21 protein-coding genes and 3 other annotated features are annotated in these 21,866 nt (G+C 26.9%); of the genes, 2 read left to right on the top strand and 19 right to left on the bottom strand.

Annotation, left to right across the window (positions count from 1 at the left end; genetic code table 11):
- Positions 1-7: 7 nt before the first annotated feature.
- The 4 genes from D3Z33_RS01210 to D3Z33_RS01195 all read right to left on the bottom strand — a co-directional run bounded on the left by D3Z33_RS01210 (position 8) and on the right by D3Z33_RS01195 (position 3,667).
- Positions 8-493, bottom strand: coding sequence for a GNAT family N-acetyltransferase (locus D3Z33_RS01210; RefSeq protein ID WP_160195967.1), 486 nt, complete (start codon positions 491-493; stop codon positions 8-10).
- A 62-nt stretch (positions 494-555) separates the two neighbouring features.
- A complete protein-coding gene (locus D3Z33_RS01205) occupies positions 556-1,317 on the bottom strand; it encodes a hypothetical protein (protein WP_160195966.1) in 762 nt (253 codons plus the stop codon).
- Between the two features lies 1 nt (position 1,318).
- Complete coding sequence (locus D3Z33_RS01200) at positions 1,319-3,094, bottom strand: B12-binding domain-containing radical SAM protein (RefSeq protein ID WP_160195965.1); 1,776 nt, start codon at positions 3,092-3,094, stop codon at positions 1,319-1,321.
- 72 nt (positions 3,095-3,166) lie between these two features.
- Positions 3,167-3,667, bottom strand: coding sequence for an amidase domain-containing protein (locus D3Z33_RS01195; protein WP_160195964.1), 501 nt, complete (start codon positions 3,665-3,667; stop codon positions 3,167-3,169).
- A 164-nt stretch (positions 3,668-3,831) separates the two neighbouring features.
- On the opposite strand from D3Z33_RS01195, the gene D3Z33_RS01190 reads away from it, so the two are divergent.
- Complete coding sequence (locus D3Z33_RS01190; protein WP_130807410.1) at positions 3,832-4,026, top strand: hypothetical protein; 195 nt, start codon at positions 3,832-3,834, stop codon at positions 4,024-4,026.
- Positions 4,027-4,052: 26 nt separating this feature from the next.
- Here D3Z33_RS01190 and D3Z33_RS01185 read toward each other — a convergent pair whose 3' ends face one another.
- The 15 genes from D3Z33_RS01185 to infC form a co-directional block, all read right to left on the bottom strand.
- Positions 4,053-5,027, bottom strand: coding sequence for a hypothetical protein (locus D3Z33_RS01185; RefSeq protein WP_160195963.1), 975 nt, complete (start codon positions 5,025-5,027; stop codon positions 4,053-4,055).
- A gap of 123 nt (positions 5,028-5,150) precedes the next feature.
- Positions 5,151-6,848, bottom strand: a complete 1,698-nt coding sequence (gene argS, locus D3Z33_RS01180; RefSeq protein WP_347561161.1) for an arginine--tRNA ligase — start codon at positions 6,846-6,848, stop codon at positions 5,151-5,153.
- Between the two features lie 52 nt (positions 6,849-6,900).
- Positions 6,901-7,111: a binding site (T-box leader), on the bottom strand.
- Positions 7,112-7,340: 229 nt separating this feature from the next.
- On the bottom strand, positions 7,341-8,297 hold the full coding sequence (locus D3Z33_RS01175) for a P1 family peptidase (protein WP_160195961.1): 957 nt from the start codon (positions 8,295-8,297) through the stop codon (positions 7,341-7,343).
- 10 nt (positions 8,298-8,307) lie between these two features.
- Positions 8,308-10,686, bottom strand: coding sequence for an endonuclease MutS2 (locus D3Z33_RS01170; RefSeq protein WP_160195988.1), 2,379 nt, complete (start codon positions 10,684-10,686; stop codon positions 8,308-8,310).
- Between the two features lie 41 nt (positions 10,687-10,727).
- The gene (locus D3Z33_RS01165; protein WP_160195960.1) at positions 10,728-11,354 is read right to left on the bottom strand and encodes a DUF421 domain-containing protein; all 627 of its coding nucleotides are present in this window, start codon (positions 11,352-11,354) and stop codon (positions 10,728-10,730) included.
- A 64-nt stretch (positions 11,355-11,418) separates the two neighbouring features.
- Positions 11,419-11,958, bottom strand: a complete 540-nt coding sequence (gene zapA, locus D3Z33_RS01160; RefSeq protein WP_160195959.1) for a cell division protein ZapA — start codon at positions 11,956-11,958, stop codon at positions 11,419-11,421.
- Positions 11,959-12,049: 91 nt separating this feature from the next.
- Positions 12,050-14,449 carry a phenylalanine--tRNA ligase subunit beta gene (gene pheT / locus D3Z33_RS01155; protein WP_160195958.1) on the bottom strand — a complete coding sequence of 800 codons (2,400 nt, stop codon included), beginning with the start codon at positions 14,447-14,449 and terminating at the stop codon, positions 12,050-12,052.
- A 14-nt stretch (positions 14,450-14,463) separates the two neighbouring features.
- Positions 14,464-15,486 (bottom strand): phenylalanine--tRNA ligase subunit alpha, encoded by a 1,023-nt coding sequence (gene pheS / locus D3Z33_RS01150; protein WP_160195957.1) that lies wholly within the window; start codon positions 15,484-15,486, stop codon positions 14,464-14,466.
- 43 nt (positions 15,487-15,529) lie between these two features.
- Positions 15,530-15,743: a binding site (T-box leader), on the bottom strand.
- 3 nt (positions 15,744-15,746) lie between these two features.
- Entirely contained in the window at positions 15,747-15,836 is a 90-nt protein-coding gene (locus tag D3Z33_RS01145; protein ID WP_130807418.1) for a YqzL family protein, read from the bottom strand.
- Between the two features lie 90 nt (positions 15,837-15,926).
- Positions 15,927-16,721 (bottom strand): 23S rRNA (guanosine(2251)-2'-O)-methyltransferase RlmB, encoded by a 795-nt coding sequence (gene rlmB, locus D3Z33_RS01140; protein ID WP_160195956.1) that lies wholly within the window; start codon positions 16,719-16,721, stop codon positions 15,927-15,929.
- An 8-nt stretch (positions 16,722-16,729) separates the two neighbouring features.
- Positions 16,730-17,374 carry a potassium channel family protein gene (locus tag D3Z33_RS01135; RefSeq protein ID WP_160195955.1) on the bottom strand — a complete coding sequence of 215 codons (645 nt, stop codon included), beginning with the start codon at positions 17,372-17,374 and terminating at the stop codon, positions 16,730-16,732.
- An 11-nt stretch (positions 17,375-17,385) separates the two neighbouring features.
- Positions 17,386-18,753: a TrkH family potassium uptake protein gene (locus tag D3Z33_RS01130; RefSeq protein ID WP_160195954.1), complete on the bottom strand. Its 1,368-nt coding sequence runs from the start codon at positions 18,751-18,753 to the stop codon at positions 17,386-17,388.
- A gap of 126 nt (positions 18,754-18,879) precedes the next feature.
- Positions 18,880-19,233 carry a 50S ribosomal protein L20 gene (rplT, locus tag D3Z33_RS01125; RefSeq protein ID WP_130807422.1) on the bottom strand — a complete coding sequence of 118 codons (354 nt, stop codon included), beginning with the start codon at positions 19,231-19,233 and terminating at the stop codon, positions 18,880-18,882.
- A 29-nt stretch (positions 19,234-19,262) separates the two neighbouring features.
- Positions 19,263-19,460, bottom strand: coding sequence for a 50S ribosomal protein L35 (gene rpmI / locus D3Z33_RS01120; protein ID WP_160195953.1), 198 nt, complete (start codon positions 19,458-19,460; stop codon positions 19,263-19,265).
- Positions 19,461-19,478: 18 nt separating this feature from the next.
- On the bottom strand, positions 19,479-20,018 hold the full coding sequence (infC, locus tag D3Z33_RS01115; RefSeq protein WP_160195952.1) for a translation initiation factor IF-3: 540 nt from the start codon (positions 20,016-20,018) through the stop codon (positions 19,479-19,481).
- Positions 20,014-20,154, bottom strand: a sequence feature (ribosomal protein L20 leader region). It overlaps the preceding gene by 5 nt.
- 296 nt (positions 20,155-20,450) lie before the next feature.
- Between infC and D3Z33_RS01110 the strand changes: the two genes are divergently transcribed.
- On the top strand, positions 20,451-21,863 hold the full coding sequence (locus D3Z33_RS01110; protein WP_201750379.1) for an ATP-dependent metallopeptidase FtsH/Yme1/Tma family protein: 1,413 nt from the start codon (positions 20,451-20,453) through the stop codon (positions 21,861-21,863).
- The last annotated feature ends 3 nt before the right edge of the window (positions 21,864-21,866 follow it).

Raw genomic sequence — 21,866 nt, 5'->3', positions numbered from 1 at the left:
TTTGTATCTATAAAATTTTATGAAATATTATATCGTCTACATAATGCCCTTTAGTTTCATCATAATGATCCATATGAACAGAACCTGATATGCTAAATCTTAATTTTAATAAAGTATTTAGTGATGCATAATTATCATTATAAACATATGCTCGAACTATTTTTATACCATTATTTTTCATATCTTTTAATCCAAATTCAGTAAGGCTTTGAGCAATCTTTTTACCTCTTAATTTTTTTCTTACTGCTAAAGTTAAAAACGCACTATGGTTTTCTTTACCTTTTCCTCTTATCCCCCTAAATACTGCTATTAACTCTCCTTCCTCTTCACAAATATACAAATAATTATTTTTATCTTCTAACATTTGTTTTACTTGATCTTTAGAGTTTATATCTACAAATGTAACCTCTGCCTTCTCTTCTTTTAAATCATTAAAAAACTCATATACAACTAAAATATCTTTTTTATCCATACTTCTAAATTGCAAGTTCATAATACCCCTCCAAACCTTATAGAATAGCTTATTATCTAAATCTCATATTATAAAATACTACTTTATTTATATAAATCCCTCATATATATTCTCTTCCTTCTAGTACTTGTACTAAGGTTTTCAAATAATACTCCTCTATAAATCATAACAAAAGAAAAAAGTATTTGTCCTATTATATATATTATAATTGAAGAAGTAGAAAAATTTAATCCTAAGCTAAAATTAATAGAGAATAAATTTAATAACAATCTTCCAGATAAAATATATAATAGAATCATAAATATAATATTAGGTATAAACCATTCTAACCAGTTTTCCTTTATAAACTCAAATGCATAAACTATAGTTTCCCAAGGGTCATAAAACTTTTGATAAAGAGATTCTGGAAGTGCATTTAAAAATATAAATATAGCTAATGGTATAAGCATAGTAATAAAACTTCCTAAACTTCCAATCAAAGGTGATAAAATCATATTATATAATAAACTTGCAAGCCATCCAATTAAAAGTACACTGTATACTTTACGAAGAAGAGCTGTAAAACCCATTTTAAAATCTTCTAAATCAAACTTTTCTACTCTAATTATATTTTGCAGTAGATATAAATAATTAGAAATCATAGAAGCCATTGCAAGTGTTAAAACTATCCCCCCTATTATTCTTAAAACCCCCATAAATAATGTGTTAACAACTATTCCTAATACAATATTTATAACTAAATATGCTATTCCTGTAAGTATTAATGTCCAGTTTTTCGTCAACAGACGAATAGTCTTATTAAATGCATCTTTATTTAAATATAATAAGTCTTTTAATATAACCATTTTAACTCTCCTCTTCTAAAAATTCTTTTGTAATATCATATACTTTTGACTTGGTAAAAACATTATTTTTTCCCTTATGCTCAAATAGATATATTTTTTTCACATATGATATATCTTCTTTATCAAAAGTTTTTAAAAAGGTTTCAACATCAAATTTAAAACTTATAATTGAAATGTCTTTTATTATTTTCTTAGCAGATAAACCTATATAACTTGGCAAATATTTTTTTAAATTATCATCTTTCTTTAAAAAATCATGACGAAGTTTTTTTATTTTATATTCATCATAGAACTTAATGTAATTTGGCATTGATTTATTATTATTAAAGATATAATCATATTTTAAAATATCATTAAATATATCATTATCTTTTTTAAAGTAAAATATAAAATATTCATACAATATTTCATATAATCTCTTTAAGCTATGGGATATAGTATGATATCTTCGTTCTTCCCAGTAGCGAGAAAAATGTTCATAAAAATCAAAAGGATTATCAAAATAATTTTTAATTATATAATTTATACTATTTTTAAAATTTAATTCATTTCCATATTTATCAACTAAATCTTCAATGATCTTAAGTTTTAAAACTTCATTATAACTTATAAATTTATTTTCCATAATTTCATAAGGTGGTGAATCATGAAACTTAAAACCATATTCTCTTGTTTTTTGTCTTAATTCAGATCCTTTTAATAATTTTAAAAAACCTAATTGTAGTTTTTCAGGCTCTAAATTATACACATCATTAAATGAATTTTTAAAGCTATTATAATTTTCATATGGAAGACCTACTATTAGATCTAGATGTTGATGAATGTTTTTATAATTATTTATCTCTTTAACTACAGATGAAAGTTTATCAAAATCAGTAGTTCTTCCTATTGCTTCTATAGTTTTTTCATTTGTAGACTGTACCCCTATTTCAAATTGAAACATGCCTTCAGGTACATTTTTTAAAAACTCTATCATTTCCCTATCTAATAAGTGAGCTGTTACTTCAAAATGAAAATTAATATTTTCAGGATTATTTTTCATTATATAAGTCATTATTTCAATTGAATATTTTTTATCTGCATTAAATGTTCTATCTACAAATTTAACTTGTTTCACTTTAGAATCTATAAGGAATTTTAAATCTTTTTTAACCCTATCAATTGAAAAAAATCTTACTCCTTTTATTGTGGAAGATAAGCAAAATTTACAATTAAATGGACAACCTCTTGATGTCTCATAATATATTATTTTATTCTTAAAGGAATTCATATTACTCATAAATGGAGAAGGAATTTTATCTAAATTATTTATTAATGGTCTAGGAGAGTTTATTTTTATATCATCTCCAACTCTATATGCAAGACCTAATAAATCATCATACTTTTTATTTCCTATCATGTTAATAATAAGCTCTCTAAAGGTTTCTTCACCTTCACCATAAATTATAAAATCAATAAATTTATTATTATTCATTAATTGTTTTATATCAAAAGAAACTTCAGGACCACCAAGTATAATTTTCAAATCTGGTTTTATAATTTTTAATTTTTCACATATAGTAATAGTTTCTTTAACTCCCCATATATATGTAGAAAATGCTACTACATGTATATTTTTTTTGAAAATTTCTGATACTATAAAATCTAAATTTTGATTTATTGTATATTCTTCTATGTCTATATCAACATTTAAATCTTTTATATATTCTTTTAAATATCTTATAGAAAGAGATGAATGTACAAATTTTGAATTAAGTGTTGTAATTAATAATTTCATCTTTTGCACTCCTAATTGGGTAATCTTTTCTTCATATCATTATAATACTTTTTTATCATACCAGCAAATTCTCTATTTTTTATATCCTAAAACATGAAAAAAGTTTATCTCTTTTACGAAATAATTTGCTAAAGAATAATTATACCTATCATATGTATGGGTTGATATATAAATATTTTCTAAAGTTCTTGGACTTTTAATATCAACTATAACTAGAGAATGTTCAAATACTATATCTGAATCAAAATTAAGTTGCACTATATCTCCTATTTCAACTTTATCAATATTACTTTTTTCTACAATTGGGCCTCTTTCAGTATTATTTTCCAAAAACTTTTTTAAATAATTTACAGAAGTCCATGCAGGTGCTCTGTCATTTATATTGTTATAATACCATCCAGTCCATCTATTGTAATTCATAGGACATCCTCCTGCATATAACACTTGTGAAATAAAATTAGTACAATCCCCTCCTAAATCTTCAAAATTATAATATTTAGGATTTCTTTTAAAAGCCCATTTTTTAGCATATTGTTTTGCTTTTTCTCTATCATATTTATATAATATACTCAAAACTACCCCTCCTATTAAAAAAATACTCTTTAAATATAATTTTATTCCAAATAAATAATAATTATTATTTATATTCCTTGTAAAAAAAAGAGGAATAATATACACTTTTGTAGAAAGATATTATATACAACTATTTTATTAGTAATTATGAAAGGAGAAAAATGATGCAAGAATTTGAAAAAATATCTATAGCTGAAATACCTAAAAAAGACATGCTACTTATATTAGAAGCATTGCAATATACAGGTGAAAATAAAAATTTAGAGGAATATTTATCTTTGAAAAATAGTATTGTTAGCGAACTTAGTGAACTTGCAGATAGTTCTGAAGAAGAATTTATAGATTACTTAAAAAAATAAATAAAACACCCTAGTACTAGGGTGTTTTATTTTTGAAATATATATAATCCTGATTTTGTCATGACTTCTATAGTCACCGTATCATTTTCATAATATTTTTTTATTATTTTTGATCTATTTAACAAAGGATGATCTATAATATCACCTTGATTAGAATCGAATAAATTTGGTATATTATTCATGTTTATATTTAAACTACTAGGATCAATTCTGCCTTTTCTAAGTTTAACTAAATAATCTGATATTTTAGTCATAAACTTTTTATCATTATATTCTATTTTATTTATTTCTTCAGAATAAACTCCTAATACTGATAATAAAAATATGTCATTAATTTTAGTACTATCAACTTCACAATGATTTTCAATTATCAATATGCTTTTTTTAATAATATCATCATTATATGATATATCATTTAATGTATTTATCAAATTTATTCTTTCTTTTTCAAAGTTTATTGTATAATTACCTTCATATTCTTCTAAATCTATTCTATAGTATTCTTTATATTTCTTTAAAAATTCAGTTTGAGAAAAGTTTATTATTTCATTTTTTAAGTTTTTTAATATTTCTTCTTTTTTATACTCTCCATTGATTAATCTATCTAATAATTTCCCTAATAAAATACCACTTAATAAACTTTTTATATTCCCAGTAAAAAATAAAATGTTCTTTATAATCTCTTCTCTAGCAATATCAAAATCAGAATTAGTAATAACTATAGGTATTATTCTAGCTGTAAAGTTTGAGTCTTTATATTTATAATAATTATTAGTTTTATTTTTATCAGTATTATAAATATAATATTTTAAAAGTTCCATCTCCTTTATAAACCGAGGATAATATATTCTTATACCTTTTTTATCTTCTGAAGGAATTAAAGATTTAATAGTACTCAACATCAATTGTAACTGATAATTCCTAATTACATTTTTATTATTTTTAAGTGCATCCATTGTCGACGCTGAATTTATTATTTTTTCAATTATATCTTTAGACATATGTTCCTCCCTTCTATTAATTCAATACCAACATAAGTATTTTTTAAAGACCATAAAAACACCCTACAAATTATATTTTCTAATATTTTGCAGGATGTTTTAAAATAATATATCTACTATTAATTACATTTTTTCAGGAGCTTCTACTGATATAAGTGAAAGACCTGTTTTTAATACATCTCTTGTAGATTTTACTAATAATAATCTAGCTTTTTTAACATTTTCATCATCTACTAAAATTGGACAATCATGATAGAATCTATTAAATGCTTGAGCTATATCAACTATATGACGTGTTATTATTGCAGGTTCATATTTTTCCATAGCATCAATTACAACTTGTTTGAAATCATGTAGAAGTCTTACTACATTAACTGCTTCCTCATTTAATAATAATGAATAATCAATATCATCAGTAACGTCAACATTAGCTTTTTTTAGTATGCTATTTGCCCTTGCATGAGTATATTGAACATATGGACCTGTTTCACCTTCAAATGCTAATGTCTTATCCCATGAAAAAGTGTAATCTTTAATTCTACTATTTGATAGCTCTTGGAATACTATAGCTCCTATTCCTATTTGTTTTGCAACTTCTTCTTTATTTTCTAAGTTTGGATTTTTTTGTTCTATTATTTCTCTAGTTTTATCAACTGCTTTATTTAAAACATCTTCTAAGAATACTACTCTACCTTTACGTGTAGACATTGTACCTTCTTCTAATGATACCATTCCAAATGGAACATGCACACAATCTTTTGCCCAATCAAATCCCATTAATTCAACCATTTTCATCCATTGTTGAAAATGCAGAATTTGTTGAGAACCAACTACATAAATATTTTTATAAAAATCATATGTTTCTTTTCTATATAAAGCAGCTGCAACGTCTCTAGTAATATACAATGTAGATCCATCTCTTTTTTGTACAAGTGCAGGTGGCATACCATAAGATTCTAAATCTACTATTCTTGCGCCTTGTGAATCTTCTAATATCCCTTTTTCATTCATAATATCTATTACTCTAGGCATTTTATCAGAATAAAAGCTTTCACCTGCTAATGAATCAAACTTTATATTTAACATCTCATAAACTCTATTAAACTCTTTTAAACTAACATCTCTAATCCACTGCCATAATTCTTTTGCTTCAGGATCTTCTCCTTCTAGCTTTAAAAACCATTCACGGGCTTTATCATCTAATTCAGGTTTCTTTTCTACTTCTTCGTGAAATTTAATATATAATTTAAGAAGTTCCGGTATTGGATTAGATTCTATAACTTTTCTATCTCCCCATGCTTTGTATGCAACAATCAATTTACCAAATTGTGTACCATAATCACCTAAGTGATTAATAGCTATTGTATTAAAACCTAAGAAATCATATATTTTATAAATTGAATGTCCAATTACAGTACTTCTAATATGACCTATATGAAAAGGCTTAGCAATGTTAGGAGATGAAAACTCAACTATTACATTTCTATTTTTCCCTACATTTGTAGCACCATATTTATTTTCCTTTTCATATACTTCCTTTAATACAGTCTCTGAAAATAATTCTTTATTTACAAAAAAGTTTACATATGCACCTTTATTCTCAATCTTTTCAAAATATTTATTTTCTCCGATCATATTTACTATATCTTCTGCTATCAAATTAGGAGATTTTCTAAATATTTTTGCCATCTTAAAACACGGCATTGCATAATCTCCCATATCATAACTTGGTGGAATTTCTAATAATTCTAATACCTCTTCTTTAGATATTTGTTCCACATTTTGATTTATAATTTCTCCAATTTTCTCTTTAAAATCTATCATCATTCTACCTCCTAAAAATATTTTCTATCAAAAAAAACTCGTCTCTTATATAAGAGACGAGTTAAACCCGTGTTACCACTCTAATTGACAAAAATTTATTGTCCACTCATAATAAAATAACGGTTCAACCGACACATCTTACTCATTTCAGATGGTTTCTCCAAGGCTCTCTTCAAATATTAAAAGGTATCAGGATTTCACCATTTCCCGACTCTCTAAGACTCTTTTTTATATTTTACTATCCTCTTCATTGAATTTTAAATATTAATTTCTATTTAATATACCATAATATTAAATACTATTCAAGTAAAATTTAGATATTCTTACTTACCAAAAATTATATAATTATACTTTTTAGAATATATAGTGCTATATAATTCCTTTTATATTTTTTCAAGTATTACCTTTATTTATTAAGTATACCCTTTAACATACTCTACAATACCATTTCACATTATATATTGTGTTTATTTTATACTAACTTTAACTCTATTTTTTTAAGTCTTTATATGTTATTAAATTTTCTTTTGAATCAGCTTTTTTAACCCCATTTATAATTGCATTTTCCATAGTAATGCTAGCAAGCATACCAACAGCACTTATATCAGCATTTATTTTACCTGTAGAAAGCGTAAAAATAGTGTCTCCATCAAAAATAGAATGAGATGGTCTTATAGCTCTTGCAAAGCCATTATGAGCCATAGAAGCTATTTTATTCATTTGTGCTTTATTGAATTTAGCGTTTGTTATTACTGCTCCTATTGTAGTATTTTGTCCAAATAAATTTTCTGTTTTATTGTAATTTTTTATCATTTCTTTTTCTGTTTCTAAAAACTTATTTTCATCATTTCTAAGTCCTGCAATTATTTTTCCATTATCAAGTATATCTCCTAAAGCATTTACAGCTACTATTGATAAAACTTTTAAATCCCCAACTTGAATACCATAAATACCTATACCACCTTTCATGGCACTATTTAGCCCATATAACTTTCCAATACTTGCTCCTATACCTGCCCCAAAAGAACCTTGTTTAAAATTGTTACTATATGCATTCTTACAAGCATTGTAACCTAGATTCTTATCTGGTCTAACTTTTGGATCTCCTAGATTTAAATCAAATAAAACAGCACCACAGACTATAGGAACTCTTGCTACTCCTACATCAAATCCAATATTTTTTTCTTCTAAAAACTCCATGATACCACTAGCACAATCAAGCCCATATGCACTTCCTCCACTTAAAAAAACACAATGTACTTTTTCTATCATGTTTTCTGGTTTTAAGACATCAGTTTCTCTAGTGCCTGGGGCTCCACCTCTTACATCTACTCCAGCTACAAATCCTTCTTCTGAAATAATAACAGTACATCCTGTAGGGCCATTTTCATATTCTGCATTCCCTACAAATATATCATTTATATCTTTTATACCTATTTCCTTCATCAATTTACCCTCACTTTAGATTTACTATTGTAACACCTGTTCCACCTTCTCCATATTTTCCAATTCTAAATGAATCAACAAGTTTATGATTTCTCAAATATTGCTTTATTCCTTCTCTTAATATACCAGTACCTTTTCCATGAATTATTGTAACTTGACTTAAACCAGACATATATACATCATCTAAATATTTATCAACTTCAAGCATTCCTTCTTCTACATTCTTACCTCTTAAATCTAATTCAGTCTTTATAGATTTAGCTTTGGACTTTATCATTCCTCTAGTATTTTTTTCTGATTTTTGTTCAACATTATCTTTTGTCTTTTCAATATTATTTAAATTTACATTTATTTTCATGATACCAGCTTGTACAGTAAGATTCCCATCTTTATCTGGCTCTGTAAGTACAGTAGCTATTTGATTTAAATTTAATAGCTTTACACTGTCTCCAGATTTTATATTTTTAGGTGGTGCATTTGTAGACTTACCTAATATATTTTCTGTAAGTCCTTCACTTACATTATCTAAATTAGTTTTTAATTTATTTTGGGCTTGTTGTATTTTTTTGTTTTTTTCTTTTTCTATATCAGTAGATAAATTTCTAAGTTCTTTTATTATATTACTGGATTCTTCTTTAGCCTTTTCAAGTATTTCTCTAGCTTCAATTTTTGCTTCTCTTAAAGTTTCTTTTCTAATTTTTTCTATTTTTGATCGTTTTTCTTCCAATTCATTTTTAAGTCTTTCAATTTCTTTTCTTTGTCTCTCTGATTTTTGTTTGTTTTCCTCACTAATTTTCCTATCTACTTCTATTTGAGATAATACATCTTCAAATTGTATATTTTCTTTTGATAATATTTCTCTAGATTTATCTATTATATCGTCACTTAATCCAAGTCTTTTAGATATCTCAAATGCATTAGATTTTCCAGGTATTCCTATAAGAAGTTTATAAGTAGGTCTTAAGGATTGAACATCAAATTCAACAGACGCATTTTCTATTCCATCAGTTGATAATGCATATAATTTTAATTCACTATAATGAGTTGTAGCTATAGTTTTCACATTTTTAGTATTTAAATATTCTAATATTGACATTGCAAGCGCTGCTCCTTCTGTAGGGTCAGTACCTGCACCTAACTCATCAAAAAGAATCAAACTATTTTCTTCTACCCCATCTATTATTTTAACTATATTAGTCATATGAGATGAAAATGTGCTTAGACTTTGTTCTATACTTTGTTCATCTCCTATATCCGCAAACACATTATTAAATACTGCCATTTTGCTATTTTGATCACAAGGTATATGGAGTCCTGATTGACACATTAATGTAAGTAAACCTACTGTTTTTAAAGTTACTGTTTTACCTCCAGTATTGGGACCAGTTATTATAAGTGTATGAAAATCATCGCCAACATAAATATCATTTGCCACAACTTCATCTTTTGATATCAATGGATGTCTAGATTTTTTTAAAAATATATCTCCATTTGTATTCAATAGTGGTTTTATAGCATTCATCTCTAATGCTAACTTTCCTTTAGCAAAAATAAAATCAATCATTGATAATACTTTTTGGTTTTGGATTAATTCTCCACTTATAGATGCCACTTCTCCACTTAAGCTCTTTAATATTCTTTCAATCTCTCGTTTTTCTTCAATTTTTAATTCTTTTAATTCATTATTTAAATTTACAATAGCCATTGGCTCAATAAATAAAGTTGCACCACTTGCAGATTGATCATGTACTAATCCTTTAAAATTAGATCTATTTTCTTGCTTTACTGGAACAACATATCTTTCATTTCTAATAGTTATAATATTATCTTGCAATAACTTTTTCTCTTTTGATGAATTAATTATGGAATTTAACTTACTTTTTATAGAAGAGTTTTTAGACTCTATTCTTCTTCTTATACTTCTTAAATCTGAACTTGCATTATCAGAAATTTCTTCTTCACTTATTATTATTCTTTCAATTTCCTGTTCCAAATCTTTGTTTATTACTAAATTATAGATATATCTTTCAAGTATAGGATAACTTGAATCATTATCTTCTCTATCGCTTTTAATAAAAGTTTTTAAATTTCTAGCTGCTCTTAGGCTATCACCTACTTGAAGTAACGAAGATGGATAAAGAACCCCGCCTTTTTCAGCTCTTATTACACTATCTTTAATATCATATATACCTCCTAATGGAGGATTTCCTCGCCTTAACATAATATTTAAAGCTTCTTCTGTTTCATCTTGTGAGTTTTTTACTTCAATATAATCTTTCATAGGAAATAATTCATCTACTATTTTTTTTCCTAAAAATGACTCTGCCTTCTTTTTGAGTTTATCTTTTATTTTAAAATATTCTAATGTATTTAAGGATTTTCCATTTATAATATTCAAATTATTGTACACCTCTCTACGTTACTTTTAATCTATTCGTCTCTATTCATCTTCCTTACTTCTATAATAAGGTTATTTAAAGTAATATTTAATCTATCTATTTCTGATTTAATCTCATAAATTTTTTTGTCAATATATTGAGGTCTTCCATCTTCCTTATATATACCAAGATCTTTTCTCCTCACATGCCCCTCAGTCTTCTTTAATATTACACTAAATTTTCCAGAAGCTTCTATTGTAGCTTTTTCTACTTCTTTTTCATCATCTACACCAAATATTCTTAATTCTTGTCTTAAATTATATATATTAAATTTTTCTTTTCTCATATTTTCTTTTAATATTTTTCCATCTTTTATAAGATATCTTGGTCTACCTTCAATTACTTTTGCAACCTTTCTAGATTTGTAAGCAACTACAGCTAAAACAACCTCTAGGGCAGCTATTGTAACTAAAACTAATATACCATCATGAAAAGGTATTTTACGTTCTAATGCTACTGCACTCATTATATGACCAATACCAGTCATTAATACAAAATCAAAAGCGCCTAATTCACCTATAGATCTTTTTCCCATAAGTCTTACAGTTAATAAAGCTAAAAAGTAAACACCTATTGCACGTACCAAATATATTGGATCTTCTACTAAATGTTTATGCATTTTTATTCCTCCAGTTTAGATATTAATATATATTCTAAACTTTGGAATAAAATTTATTCTTTATTTATTTATCATATTCGTTTTTTAATTCTTCCAACTCTTTTTTTAGCTTTATTAATTCTACTTGATTTTCAAATAGTTTATTTTGCAATCCATTTATCATTTTTTCACTTTCTTCTAATTCTTTTTCTTTTAATTGTAGGGAATCTTTAAGATCTTTAGCCAATGTAGAATTCTTATCATTTTGTTTTTTTACATTATATAGTTCTTCTCTAACTTCATCTCTTTCAGATTTTAACTTTTTAGCTTCAATATTTAATTCTGAATTTTCACTTTTAACCCTATCTAACTCTTCAAGCGGTTCTTTAATTTCTTCTTTTAAGTCCTCTAAATCAAGTTTAACCTTATAATATTCATCAGTTATAGTAAATGCAGTAAGTATTGCTGCCATTGATTGACTAAATTTGTTATTCTTATTTATAATTTCTTTCATCTTTGAATCTATATAGTTGGCAATATGGTTAATGTACTCTTCAGACTCTTCTCCTATTACAGTATAATCTTGTCCATTTATTTTTACTATGACTTTTCTTTTTTCAGCCATAAAATCCTCTCCTCTTTCATTCTTTATATATTTATTATATAGCTTATATCAATAAATATAAAGGGTATGGTTTAAACCATACCCTTTATATTTATTTTCTCAAACTTGCATCAAGTTTATCAATCAATTTTTCTACTATTTTTTGATGAACTTCTGAAACTTCTTCATCTTTTAATGTTTTTTTCCTAGATCTATAAACAATAGAGTATGCTACACTTTTTTTATTTTCTGGTATTTGATCTCCTCTATATATATCAAATAAATTTATTTCTTCAACTAAATCTCCTGAATTTTCTTTTACTATATCTTCTATTTGTTTTACTAAAACTTCCTCATCAACTACTAATGCTATATCTCTAGTAATAGATGGATATTTAGGTAACTCCTTATATTCTCTATCTAATTTAGTTAAATAAGTTAAAATATCTAAATCAATTTCAGTTATATAAGTTCTCTGTTTTAATCCATAATTATTCATAACATCTGGATGAACTTCTCCTATAATTCCTAAAACATGATTTCCCTTCATTATACTAGCACATCTACCAGGATGAAAGGTATTATTATTTTCTTCTACAAAGTATTCTACATCTTCAATTCCAAGTAGTGAAAAGATATTATTTAATATCCCTTTCAAGTAAAAGAAATCTGACTCCCCATACATTCCTATAGTTAAGTTCTTTATTTCTTGTGGAAGACTTTTTGAATCAATACTTTTTGGTATGAATATATTTCCAATTTCATAACTCCAAGCTTTATTTACTCCATACTTATAGTTTCTAGCCAATACTTGCAATGTATTTGGAATAAGCGTAGTTCTCATAACACTAAAGTCATCACCTAATGGATTTTTAATTTTTACATTTCTTCTCTTTAAACTATCTTCTGGCAAATTAATCTTATCATAAACTTTAGGACTTATAAATGAATATGTTGTTATTTCATTTATACCCATACCTGTAAGTGATTTTTTTATATAATCTTCTATCTCTCTTTTTAGACTCTTACCACCTTTAGTTAATACTCCTACGAGTGGTTTAGATTCAATATTATGAAATCCATATACTCTTCCTATTTCTTCTACTAAATCTGTTTCCATTGTTATGTCACTTCTAAAGGTAGGTATAGTTGCAATAATATAGCCATCTTTCTTAAATGATTTAAGCTCTAAATCATTTAAGATCTTAATCATATCATTAGTATCTAAATTTATTCCAAGCATATCATTTACTTTATTTGGTCTTAGTTCAATATTTATTTTATCTGATTTGTTTGGATATATATCAATATTACCCTCTACAATATCTCCAGCGCCAATCATCTCTATTAGTTGACATACTCTATTACCTGCTTGATCTGAAATATTTGAGTCTAAATCTTTTTCATATTTTGCTGAAGCATCGGTTCTTATTCCTAACCCCTTTGCAGTAAGTCTTATATTTCTACCATCAAAATTTGCAGATTCTATAAGTATATTTTTTGTATTAGAATCTACTTCTGTATTTTCTCCACCCATTACACCTGCTACTGCAATTGGTTTTTCTACATCTGATATAACTAACATATCTTCCGAAAGTTTTCTTTCCACTGAATCTAATGTGGTTATTTTTTCATCATTATTTGCATTTCTAACAATTATTTTATCACCTTTTATTTTATCTAAATCAAAGGCATGTATTGGTTGACCTAATTCAAGCATAACATAATTTGTTATATCTACTATATTATTTATAGGCCTAATATTTGATTCTACCAATTTCCTTTGTAACCACATAGGTGAAGATTTTACTTTTACATTTTTTACAACCTTAGCATAATATCTATTACATAATTTCTCATTTTTGATTTCAATATTATTTATTAGATTATTTATGTTATCTATCTGATTTTGGATGATAATTTCAGGATATTTTAATTTTCTAGAAAAAGTGGCTGCTGTTTCACGTGCCATACCTATAATACTTAGACAATCTGGTCTATTAGGAGTTATTTCAAAATCTATAACTTCACCTTCAAGTTCTAAAGTCTTTCTTATATCTTGTCCTAATGTAAATTCTTCGTCTAATATATATATACCATCTTTTAATTCTTTTGGAATTAAATCTTCTTTTATACCAAGTTCATTAGCTGAACAAAGCATTCCTTTTGATATTTCTCCTCTTAATTTACCTTTTTTAATTTTTGTACCATCTGGTAGTCGTGCTCCAACCAACGCTACTGGAACATAATCATTTTCGCTTATATTAGTAGCTCCAGTAACTATTTGTAAAATATCTTCTCCTATATCAATCTTAGTTATAACAAGTTTATCAGCATTAGGATGAGGATTTATTTCTAAAATTTTACCTACCACTACTTTTTTTACACCTTTATCTACTTGTTCAATTGAATCAACATGTGAACCGCTCATTGTAAGTTTTTCTGCTAGTTCTCTTGTTTCAATATCTTCTATATCTACATATTCTCTTAGCCATTTAATTGGTATCAACATAATTTTCCTCCTTATTAAAATTGATTTAAAAATCTCATATCATTTTCAAATAATAGTCTAATATTATTTATATTATATTTAACCATTGCAATTCTATCTACACCAAGTCCAAATGCAAATCCACTATATTCATCTGGATCTAATCCACAATTTTTAAGTACCTGAGGGTGAACCATTCCACAACCTAATAATTCCATACTCCAACCTGTACCATTACATGATTTACAGCCTTCTCCCATACATTCTAAACAAGAAACATCTACTTCAGCACTTGGCTCTGTAAAAGGAAAATAATGCGGTCTAAATCTAGTTTTCATTCCTTCTCCAAATAATTCTTTTATAAACATATCTATTGTATGTTTTAAATTTGCCATTGTAATATTTTTGTCTATTACTAAACCTTCCAACTGGTGAAACATTGGTGAATGTGTGTCATCTACATCATCAAATCTAAAAGTCCTACCTGCTGAAATTATTTTTAAAGGTGGCGTTTTTTCTTTCATAACTCTAATTTGAACTGGAGAAGTATGAGTTCTAAGTAATATATCATCTGTTATATAAAATGTATCAGTTGTATCTCTTGAAGGATGATTTTCAGGAGAATTCAAAGCATCAAAATTATTACCTACAGTTTCAACTTCTGGACCTTCCACTATTTCAAAGCCCATATTCAAAAACACATTTTCTAAAGTTTCTATTGTTTGCATTAAAGGATGCCTATGTCCTAAATTTAACTTTTTACCTGGTAAAGTAATATCTAACTTTTCTTTTTTTAATTTTTCCTTTTTTCTCTCATTTTGTAAAGCTAGTTTCATATCTTTCATTTTATCTTCTAATTCTTCTCTTACTTCATTAACAACCTTACCAATTATAGGTCTTTCTTCTTTAGATAAAGAACCCATACCTCTTAATATCTTAGTAAGCTCCCCTTTTTTTCCTAAATACTTAACTTTAAATTTATCTAAATCAGATAAACTTTTAACCATATTTAATTCTTTTATAGCAACACTTCTTAAATCTTTAATTTTTTCTCTCATAAAAATACTCCTTTCTTTTTACATAAAATAAAAACCTTCATCTCAAAGAGACGAAGGTTATCCGCGGTACCACTCTTATAGCTATAAAAATATAGCCACTCAAAATTTTAACAGCAAAGCTGGCATAGATCTACTTTTTTTCAATCTAGCAGTTCAGAAGTGAACTTCAATATCATCACATATAAGAATATTTACAGCCAAGATATTCTCTCTCTGTATATGTGTCAAATATTTACTCTCTTCATCATAACTTTTAAATATTAATTTATCGATAAGTTCTTATACATAAGATATGCATTTACAGATCCCGTAAGTTCAAAAATATGCCAAAACAATTGAGCATATGCCATTTGCTTACACCCCTTTAATGCTATTTAATTAAATTATAGCACTCAATTAATATAAATACAAGGAGTATACAAGCATAAAATATAAATTTTCTAAATATTTTTTCTTTGTCTTAGTACTTCATACATAATTATAGAGGAAGCCATAGCAACATTTAATGATTCTGAATTTCCAAGCATAGGTATAATTATATTTTCATCACTTAAATTATATATATCACTTTCTACTCCATTTCCTTCATTCCCTACAATAACTGCTATATTTTTTTTAAAATCAACATCATAGCAATATTTAGATTTATTTAATGTAGTAGCAAAAATTTTTATATCTCTTTCTTTTAACTTTAAAATTGTTCCTTTTAAATCTTCTACATGAATTATAGGAATATGAAATAAAGAACCCATTGTAGAACGCAAGACCTTTTGATTATAAATATCAACTGAACCTTTACTTATAATTATACCTGTAGCTCCTAACGCATCTGCACTTCTTATTATAGTACCCATATTACCCGGATCTTGTAGTCTATCTAATATTATTATAAAATCTCTTTTTGTAAATATATCTTCTATACTATAATTTTTCATCTTTATAACTGCTAGTATTCCTTGAGGAGTCTCTGTATCGGATAACTCATTAAATAAAGATTCATTAACTTTATATGTTTTATATTTTTCATCTATAAAATCAAGTAATTGCTTACCCATTTGAACATCAAACAACTTATCCGAGTATAAAATATATTTTATATCTTCTTCTGATTTTATAGCATCTTCAACTATTCTGATACCCTCTATAAAATAAAGTTCTCTTTTTAACCTATTCTTTTTTTTGTTTAAGCTCCTAACTTCTTTTATAATTTTATTGGATGAACTTTCTATCTGCATATTGTCACCTATTTTTCCAATGTTTTCAAATCTTTGTTATGTCCAATTACAATTAAAACATCACCTTTTTCAATTTTATCATCAGCATAAGGTGTAATATTTATCTCTTCACCATGTCTAATTGCAATAACGTTTATTCCATATTTACTTGGTAACTTTAATTGATTCAATGTTTTTTCTTCCCAATCTTTTAGAGCAGTTACCTCAACAATACTATAATCAGGTGCAAATTCAATATGATCTAATATATTAGAAGATACTAAACTTCTAGCAACTCTACTTCCCATATCTCTTTCAGGGAATACCACTTTATCTGCCCCTGTCTTTTCTAGTACTTTTGCATGAAGTGCATTCTGTGCTTTAGCTATTACAAATTTTATTCCTAATTCTTTTGCCATTAATGTTGCCATTATAGATGCCTGTAAATCCGAACCTATAGTAACTACTGCAACATCAAAGTTTCTCACTCCTAATGACTTAAGTGAGTTTTCATCTATAGCGTCTGCTTGAACTGCATAAGTTACTTTATCTGATATTTCCTGTACTTTTTCTTCATTTTTATCTATAGCTAATACATCATAACCTAAATTATAAAGTGTAACAGCAACACTTGTACCAAAACTTCCACAACCTATTACCACAAATTGTTTCATATAAAAACCTCCTAGCCTACAGTAATTCTTTCTTTTGGATATCTATATAATCCTTTTTTCTCTTTTCTTCTCTTAGCAAATGCAAATGCCATTGTAAGTGGTCCAAGCCTTCCAATAAACATTGTTATTGCAATTATTACTCTTCCAATATCTGACAAGTGAGGAGTAAGCCCTCTAGAGAGACCTACTGTACCAAATGCTGATACAGTTTCAAAAGTAATATCTAAAAAACTATATCTTTCTAAATTAGTTTCTGTTAAGGACAATATCATTGTAACTACTATTACTATAAGTAGTCCTATTCCAAGAACTGCAAGCGCTCTAAATATAATCTCTACAGGAATTCTTCTTGCAAAAATTTTAACATCACTATCCCCTCTAACAACTGAAATAATCGCTAGTATTACAACTCCTATTGTTGTAGTTTTTATACCACCTGCAGTAGACCCTGGCGATCCTCCTATAAACATAAGAATTATTATCATAAAAGCAGTAGCATTTGTAACCCCCGCCATACTTACACTATTAAACCCTGCTGTTCTAGGAAGCACTGAGTGGAAGAATGAAGCCATTACTTTTGAACCAAATGATAAATTTCCAATAGTTTCAGGATTATTATATTCTACAGCTAAGAATATTACAAACCCTATTACTAAAAGAACCAAAGTCATAACTAAAACTACTTTTGTATGTAACAATAATTTTCTAAATTGTCTTGTAGAAGACATATCAAGATAGACTGAATATCCTATACCTCCTAATATAACAAGTAAACTTATAGTTCCATTTATAATAGGACTAGTAACATAAGATTCTAAACTATTACCTATAATATCGAATCCTGCATTACAATAAGCTGATATAGCATGAAATACAGAATACCATAATCCTGTTCCAATTCCATATTCAGGTATAAATTTAAAAGATAATAATATGGTTCCTATACCTTCTATCACAAAAGTAGATATTATAATATAACGTGTAAGCTTAACAACTCCCGAAAGTGAAAATTGATTAAGCTCTTCTTGCATTATAAGTCTATCTTTAAGTGTTATCTTTTTTCCTATAACTAATGGTACTAAAGTTGCCATAGTCATAAATCCTAACCCTCCAATCTGTATTAAAAGAAGGATTACAACTTTACCAAATAGTGACCAATGAGCTGCAGTATTAACTACTACAAGCCCAGTAACACATACTGCTGAAGCAGCAGTAAAAAATGCATCTATAAACCCAATACTTTTGCCACTAGCAGAAGCCATAGGTAAATTAAGTAATGTTGCCCCTATAAATATTAAGGCAGCAAATCCTAGAACTAATACTTGTGCAGGATTAGATTTTAATTCATTAACTCTATTTTTAAGTTCTATTTTAATCATCCCCTAAAATCATCTATTAACAATTAATTTCCATTATATCATTTTAAGTTTAAGAGTAAAAGTAACAAAATGTATTATAGCCTAAAAAAATCAAAAATAAAAGCTCCGGTAATCGGAACTTTTATCTTATATATTTTCTTTTGCTGTTTCTACTAATGATTTAAATCCTTCTGGATCATAAATTGCCATTTCAGAAAGCATTTTTCTATTTATATCTATATTAGACTTCTTTAATCCATTTATAAATTTACTATAAGATAAACCATTCATTCTTGCAGCAGCATTTATTCTTGTAATCCAAAGTTTTCTAAAATCTCTTTTTCTTAATTTACGTCCAATATATGCTGATCTAAGGGCTCTCATAACTGCTTGATTTGCAGGTTTGAACAATCTACTTTTTGCCCCATAATATCCTTTCGCAAGTTTTAATACTTTTTTATGTTTCTTTTTAGCATTCATTGCTTTTTTAACTCTTGCCATTCTAAAAACCTCCTTTTAACTATCCTCTTCTATTTGTATGGTAATAACTTTTCTATTCTCTTTTGATCACTATTGTCCATTATCTTTTCTTTTCTTAATTGTCTTTTTCTTTTTGAAGATTTTTTACCTAAGATATGACTTGTATAGTTACTCCATCTTTTTATCTTACCTTTACCTGTTTTCTTAAATCTTTTAGCTGCTCCTCTATGAGTTTTCATTTTTGGCATGCTATTTCCTCCTCTCGATTATAACTCTTTTGGAGATAAAAACATTACCATGTTTCTACCTTCCATTTTAGCTTTTTTATCTATAACTCCTACTTCAGAAGTCAATTCAGCAAATTGTCCAAGTACTTCTTTTCCAACTTCTGTATGTCCAAGCTCTCTTCCTCTAAACCTAACTGTAACTTTTACTTTATCTCCGTTTTCAAGAAATTTGATTGCTTTACTACTTTTAACATTAAGGTCATGTTCTTCTATTCTTGGTGTAAGTCTTATTTCTTTTATGTTAATAGTTTTTTGATTTTTCTTAGCTTCTTTTTCTTTTTTAGCTTGTTCATATTTGTACTTACCGTAGTCCATTACTCTGCAAACTGGTGGTTTAGCATTTGGAGCTACTTTTACAAGATCTAGCTTCCTGTCATAAGCAATAGCTTGAGCTTTTTTAACAGGAACAACTCCTACTTGATCACCATTGGAATCAATAAGTCTTACTTCTCTGTCTCTAATTTGCTCGTTAATTTGAAGTTCTTTAATATCAAGGCACCTCCTATTTAATTTAAACACATAAAAAAAGCGAGTTCTTTGAACTCCGCTTTCTCATAAATAGAAAAAAACATAAATATCCCTAAATGTTTTTTGTTCTATTAACCTAATAAGCTTAAAGCCATAAGGTGAGAAGCGGAAACTTCTACTTTGTTTTCTATTACATTATATGTGATTAATTTCGAAATGTCAAGAGATTTATAAAAATATACTTCTATATAATACCATTATCTATAGTTAATTATTTCTAATATTACAATACTAATTGGTTAAACTATTATTACAAAATTATATAAAGGCGGAGATAACTTGAAAAATAAATTATTTAAAATATGCTTAGTCTCTTTAACAATAATTTCTTTCATCTTATTATATGATACACTTTTTAGATCAATAAATATTTCAAACCTCAAAATAGGTGAAAGAATTTTCATATGGCTCGTAACTGGTTCTATGTTTTTCTATTACAAAAAATCAAATGGGGATAGACAATTAGTTATGGCTTCTATAAACTCTGATAAAAAATCAGATGATAATTTTTCTAAGAAAAATAGACCAAATGTTTCTTTTAAAGATGTTGCAGGTTTAGAAGAAGTAAAAGAAGAAATGCAAGAGATTATTGATTTTATAAATGATTCGGAAAAGTTTCATAAAATGGGAGCTAAAATCCCAAATGGAATCTTGTTCCACGGACCTCCAGGAACTGGAAAAACTCTTCTTGCTAAGGCAGTTGCCGGTGAAACAAATTCAACTTTTTTATACTCAAGTGGTTCAGAATTTGTTGAAAAGTACGTAGGGGTAGGAGCAAAAAGAATAAGGGGACTTTTTGAAAAAGCTAGAAAAGATTCTCCTACAATAATATTCATAGATGAAATTGATGCTATAGGGTGTAAAAGGAATATGGATAGTAATAATGAAAAAGACCAAACCCTAAACCAGTTGTTAGTGGAAATGGACGGATTTAGTGATAAATCTACAGTCATAATAATAGGAGCAACAAATAGATTAGATTTATTAGATGAAGCACTACTTAGACCTGGTAGATTTGATAGACATATATATATAGGAAATCCAAATTTGAAGGCAAGAGAAGATATTTTTAATGTTCATATTAAAAATAAACCAATTGATAAGTCTGTAAATATTGGTGATTTATCAAGAAAAACTCATGGATTTACAGGTGCTCAACTTGCGAGTATTGCTAATGAAGCCGCTATAATTGCAGTGAGAAACAAAAAGAAAAAAATAGATAATATCGATTTTAATGCAGCAATAGAAAGAGTAGTAGCTGGACTGGAAGTAAAACATCCTACTGTTTTAAAAAAGGAAAGAAATATAGTAGCACATCATGAAGCTGGCCATGCAATTGTAGGAAAACTATTAAATTCAGATATGATACAAAAAATTTCTATAGTTCCTCGAGGTGAAGCCCTAGGTTATGTTTTAAATTTCCCAGATGAAGAAAGATATTTACTTACTCAACAAGAGTTATATAATAAAATAATAGTATTATTAGCAGGAAGAGCCGCAGAAAAAATTTGTTTCGATGAAGTAACCACAGGTGCTCAAAATGACTTAAAAAAGGCTACTAAATTAGCTAATAATATGGTATGTAATTATGGAATGAGTTCCTTAGGTAATATATCAATTGATGAAACTCACATAAGATACTCTATTGATACGATTAATACTGAGGTTAAAACAATAATGGAAGATTGTTATTCTAAAGCACTAGATATAATAAGAAACAATGAACATATTTTAAAAGAAGTTGCAAATTATCTTTTAGAAAAAGAAACTATGGATAAAGAACAATTAGATATACTTTTAAATAAAAAAGATAATTTAAGTAAAACAGCTAACTAAAGA

Source organism: Senegalia massiliensis (assembly GCF_009911265.1).
Taxonomy (GTDB): domain Bacteria; phylum Bacillota; class Clostridia; order Tissierellales; family SIT17; genus Anaeromonas; species Anaeromonas massiliensis_A.
This window is presented reverse-complemented; position numbering and strand designations above follow the sequence as displayed.

What these genes read in the sequence shown, in the direction of transcription:
- D3Z33_RS01210 (WP_160195967.1), bottom strand. Translation starts at nt 493, where the DNA reads ATGAACTTGCAATTTAGAAGTATGGATAAAAAAGATATTTTAGTTGTA.
- D3Z33_RS01205 (WP_160195966.1), bottom strand. Translation starts at nt 1,317, where the DNA reads ATGGTTATATTAAAAGACTTATTATATTTAAATAAAGATGCATTTAAT.
- D3Z33_RS01200 (WP_160195965.1), bottom strand. Translation starts at nt 3,094, where the DNA reads ATGAAATTATTAATTACAACACTTAATTCAAAATTTGTACATTCATCT.
- D3Z33_RS01190 (WP_130807410.1), top strand. Translation starts at nt 3,832, where the DNA reads ATGCAAGAATTTGAAAAAATATCTATAGCTGAAATACCTAAAAAAGAC.
- D3Z33_RS01185 (WP_160195963.1), bottom strand. Translation starts at nt 5,027, where the DNA reads ATGTCTAAAGATATAATTGAAAAAATAATAAATTCAGCGTCGACAATG.
- D3Z33_RS01175 (WP_160195961.1), bottom strand. Translation starts at nt 8,297, where the DNA reads ATGAAGGAAATAGGTATAAAAGATATAAATGATATATTTGTAGGGAAT.
- D3Z33_RS01165 (WP_160195960.1), bottom strand. Translation starts at nt 11,354, where the DNA reads ATGCATAAACATTTAGTAGAAGATCCAATATATTTGGTACGTGCAATA.
- zapA (WP_160195959.1), bottom strand. Translation starts at nt 11,958, where the DNA reads ATGGCTGAAAAAAGAAAAGTCATAGTAAAAATAAATGGACAAGATTAT.
- pheT (WP_160195958.1), bottom strand. Translation starts at nt 14,449, where the DNA reads ATGTTGATACCAATTAAATGGCTAAGAGAATATGTAGATATAGAAGAT.
- pheS (WP_160195957.1), bottom strand. Translation starts at nt 15,486, where the DNA reads ATGAGAGAAAAAATTAAAGATTTAAGAAGTGTTGCTATAAAAGAATTA.
- D3Z33_RS01145 (WP_130807418.1), bottom strand. Translation starts at nt 15,836, where the DNA reads ATGGCATATGCTCAATTGTTTTGGCATATTTTTGAACTTACGGGATCT.
- rlmB (WP_160195956.1), bottom strand. Translation starts at nt 16,721, where the DNA reads ATGCAGATAGAAAGTTCATCCAATAAAATTATAAAAGAAGTTAGGAGC.
- D3Z33_RS01135 (WP_160195955.1), bottom strand. Translation starts at nt 17,374, where the DNA reads ATGAAACAATTTGTGGTAATAGGTTGTGGAAGTTTTGGTACAAGTGTT.
- D3Z33_RS01130 (WP_160195954.1), bottom strand. Translation starts at nt 18,753, where the DNA reads ATGATTAAAATAGAACTTAAAAATAGAGTTAATGAATTAAAATCTAAT.
- rplT (WP_130807422.1), bottom strand. Translation starts at nt 19,233, where the DNA reads ATGGCAAGAGTTAAAAAAGCAATGAATGCTAAAAAGAAACATAAAAAA.
- rpmI (WP_160195953.1), bottom strand. Translation starts at nt 19,460, where the DNA reads ATGCCAAAAATGAAAACTCATAGAGGAGCAGCTAAAAGATTTAAGAAA.
- D3Z33_RS01110 (WP_201750379.1), top strand. Translation starts at nt 20,451, where the DNA reads ATGTTTTTCTATTACAAAAAATCAAATGGGGATAGACAATTAGTTATG.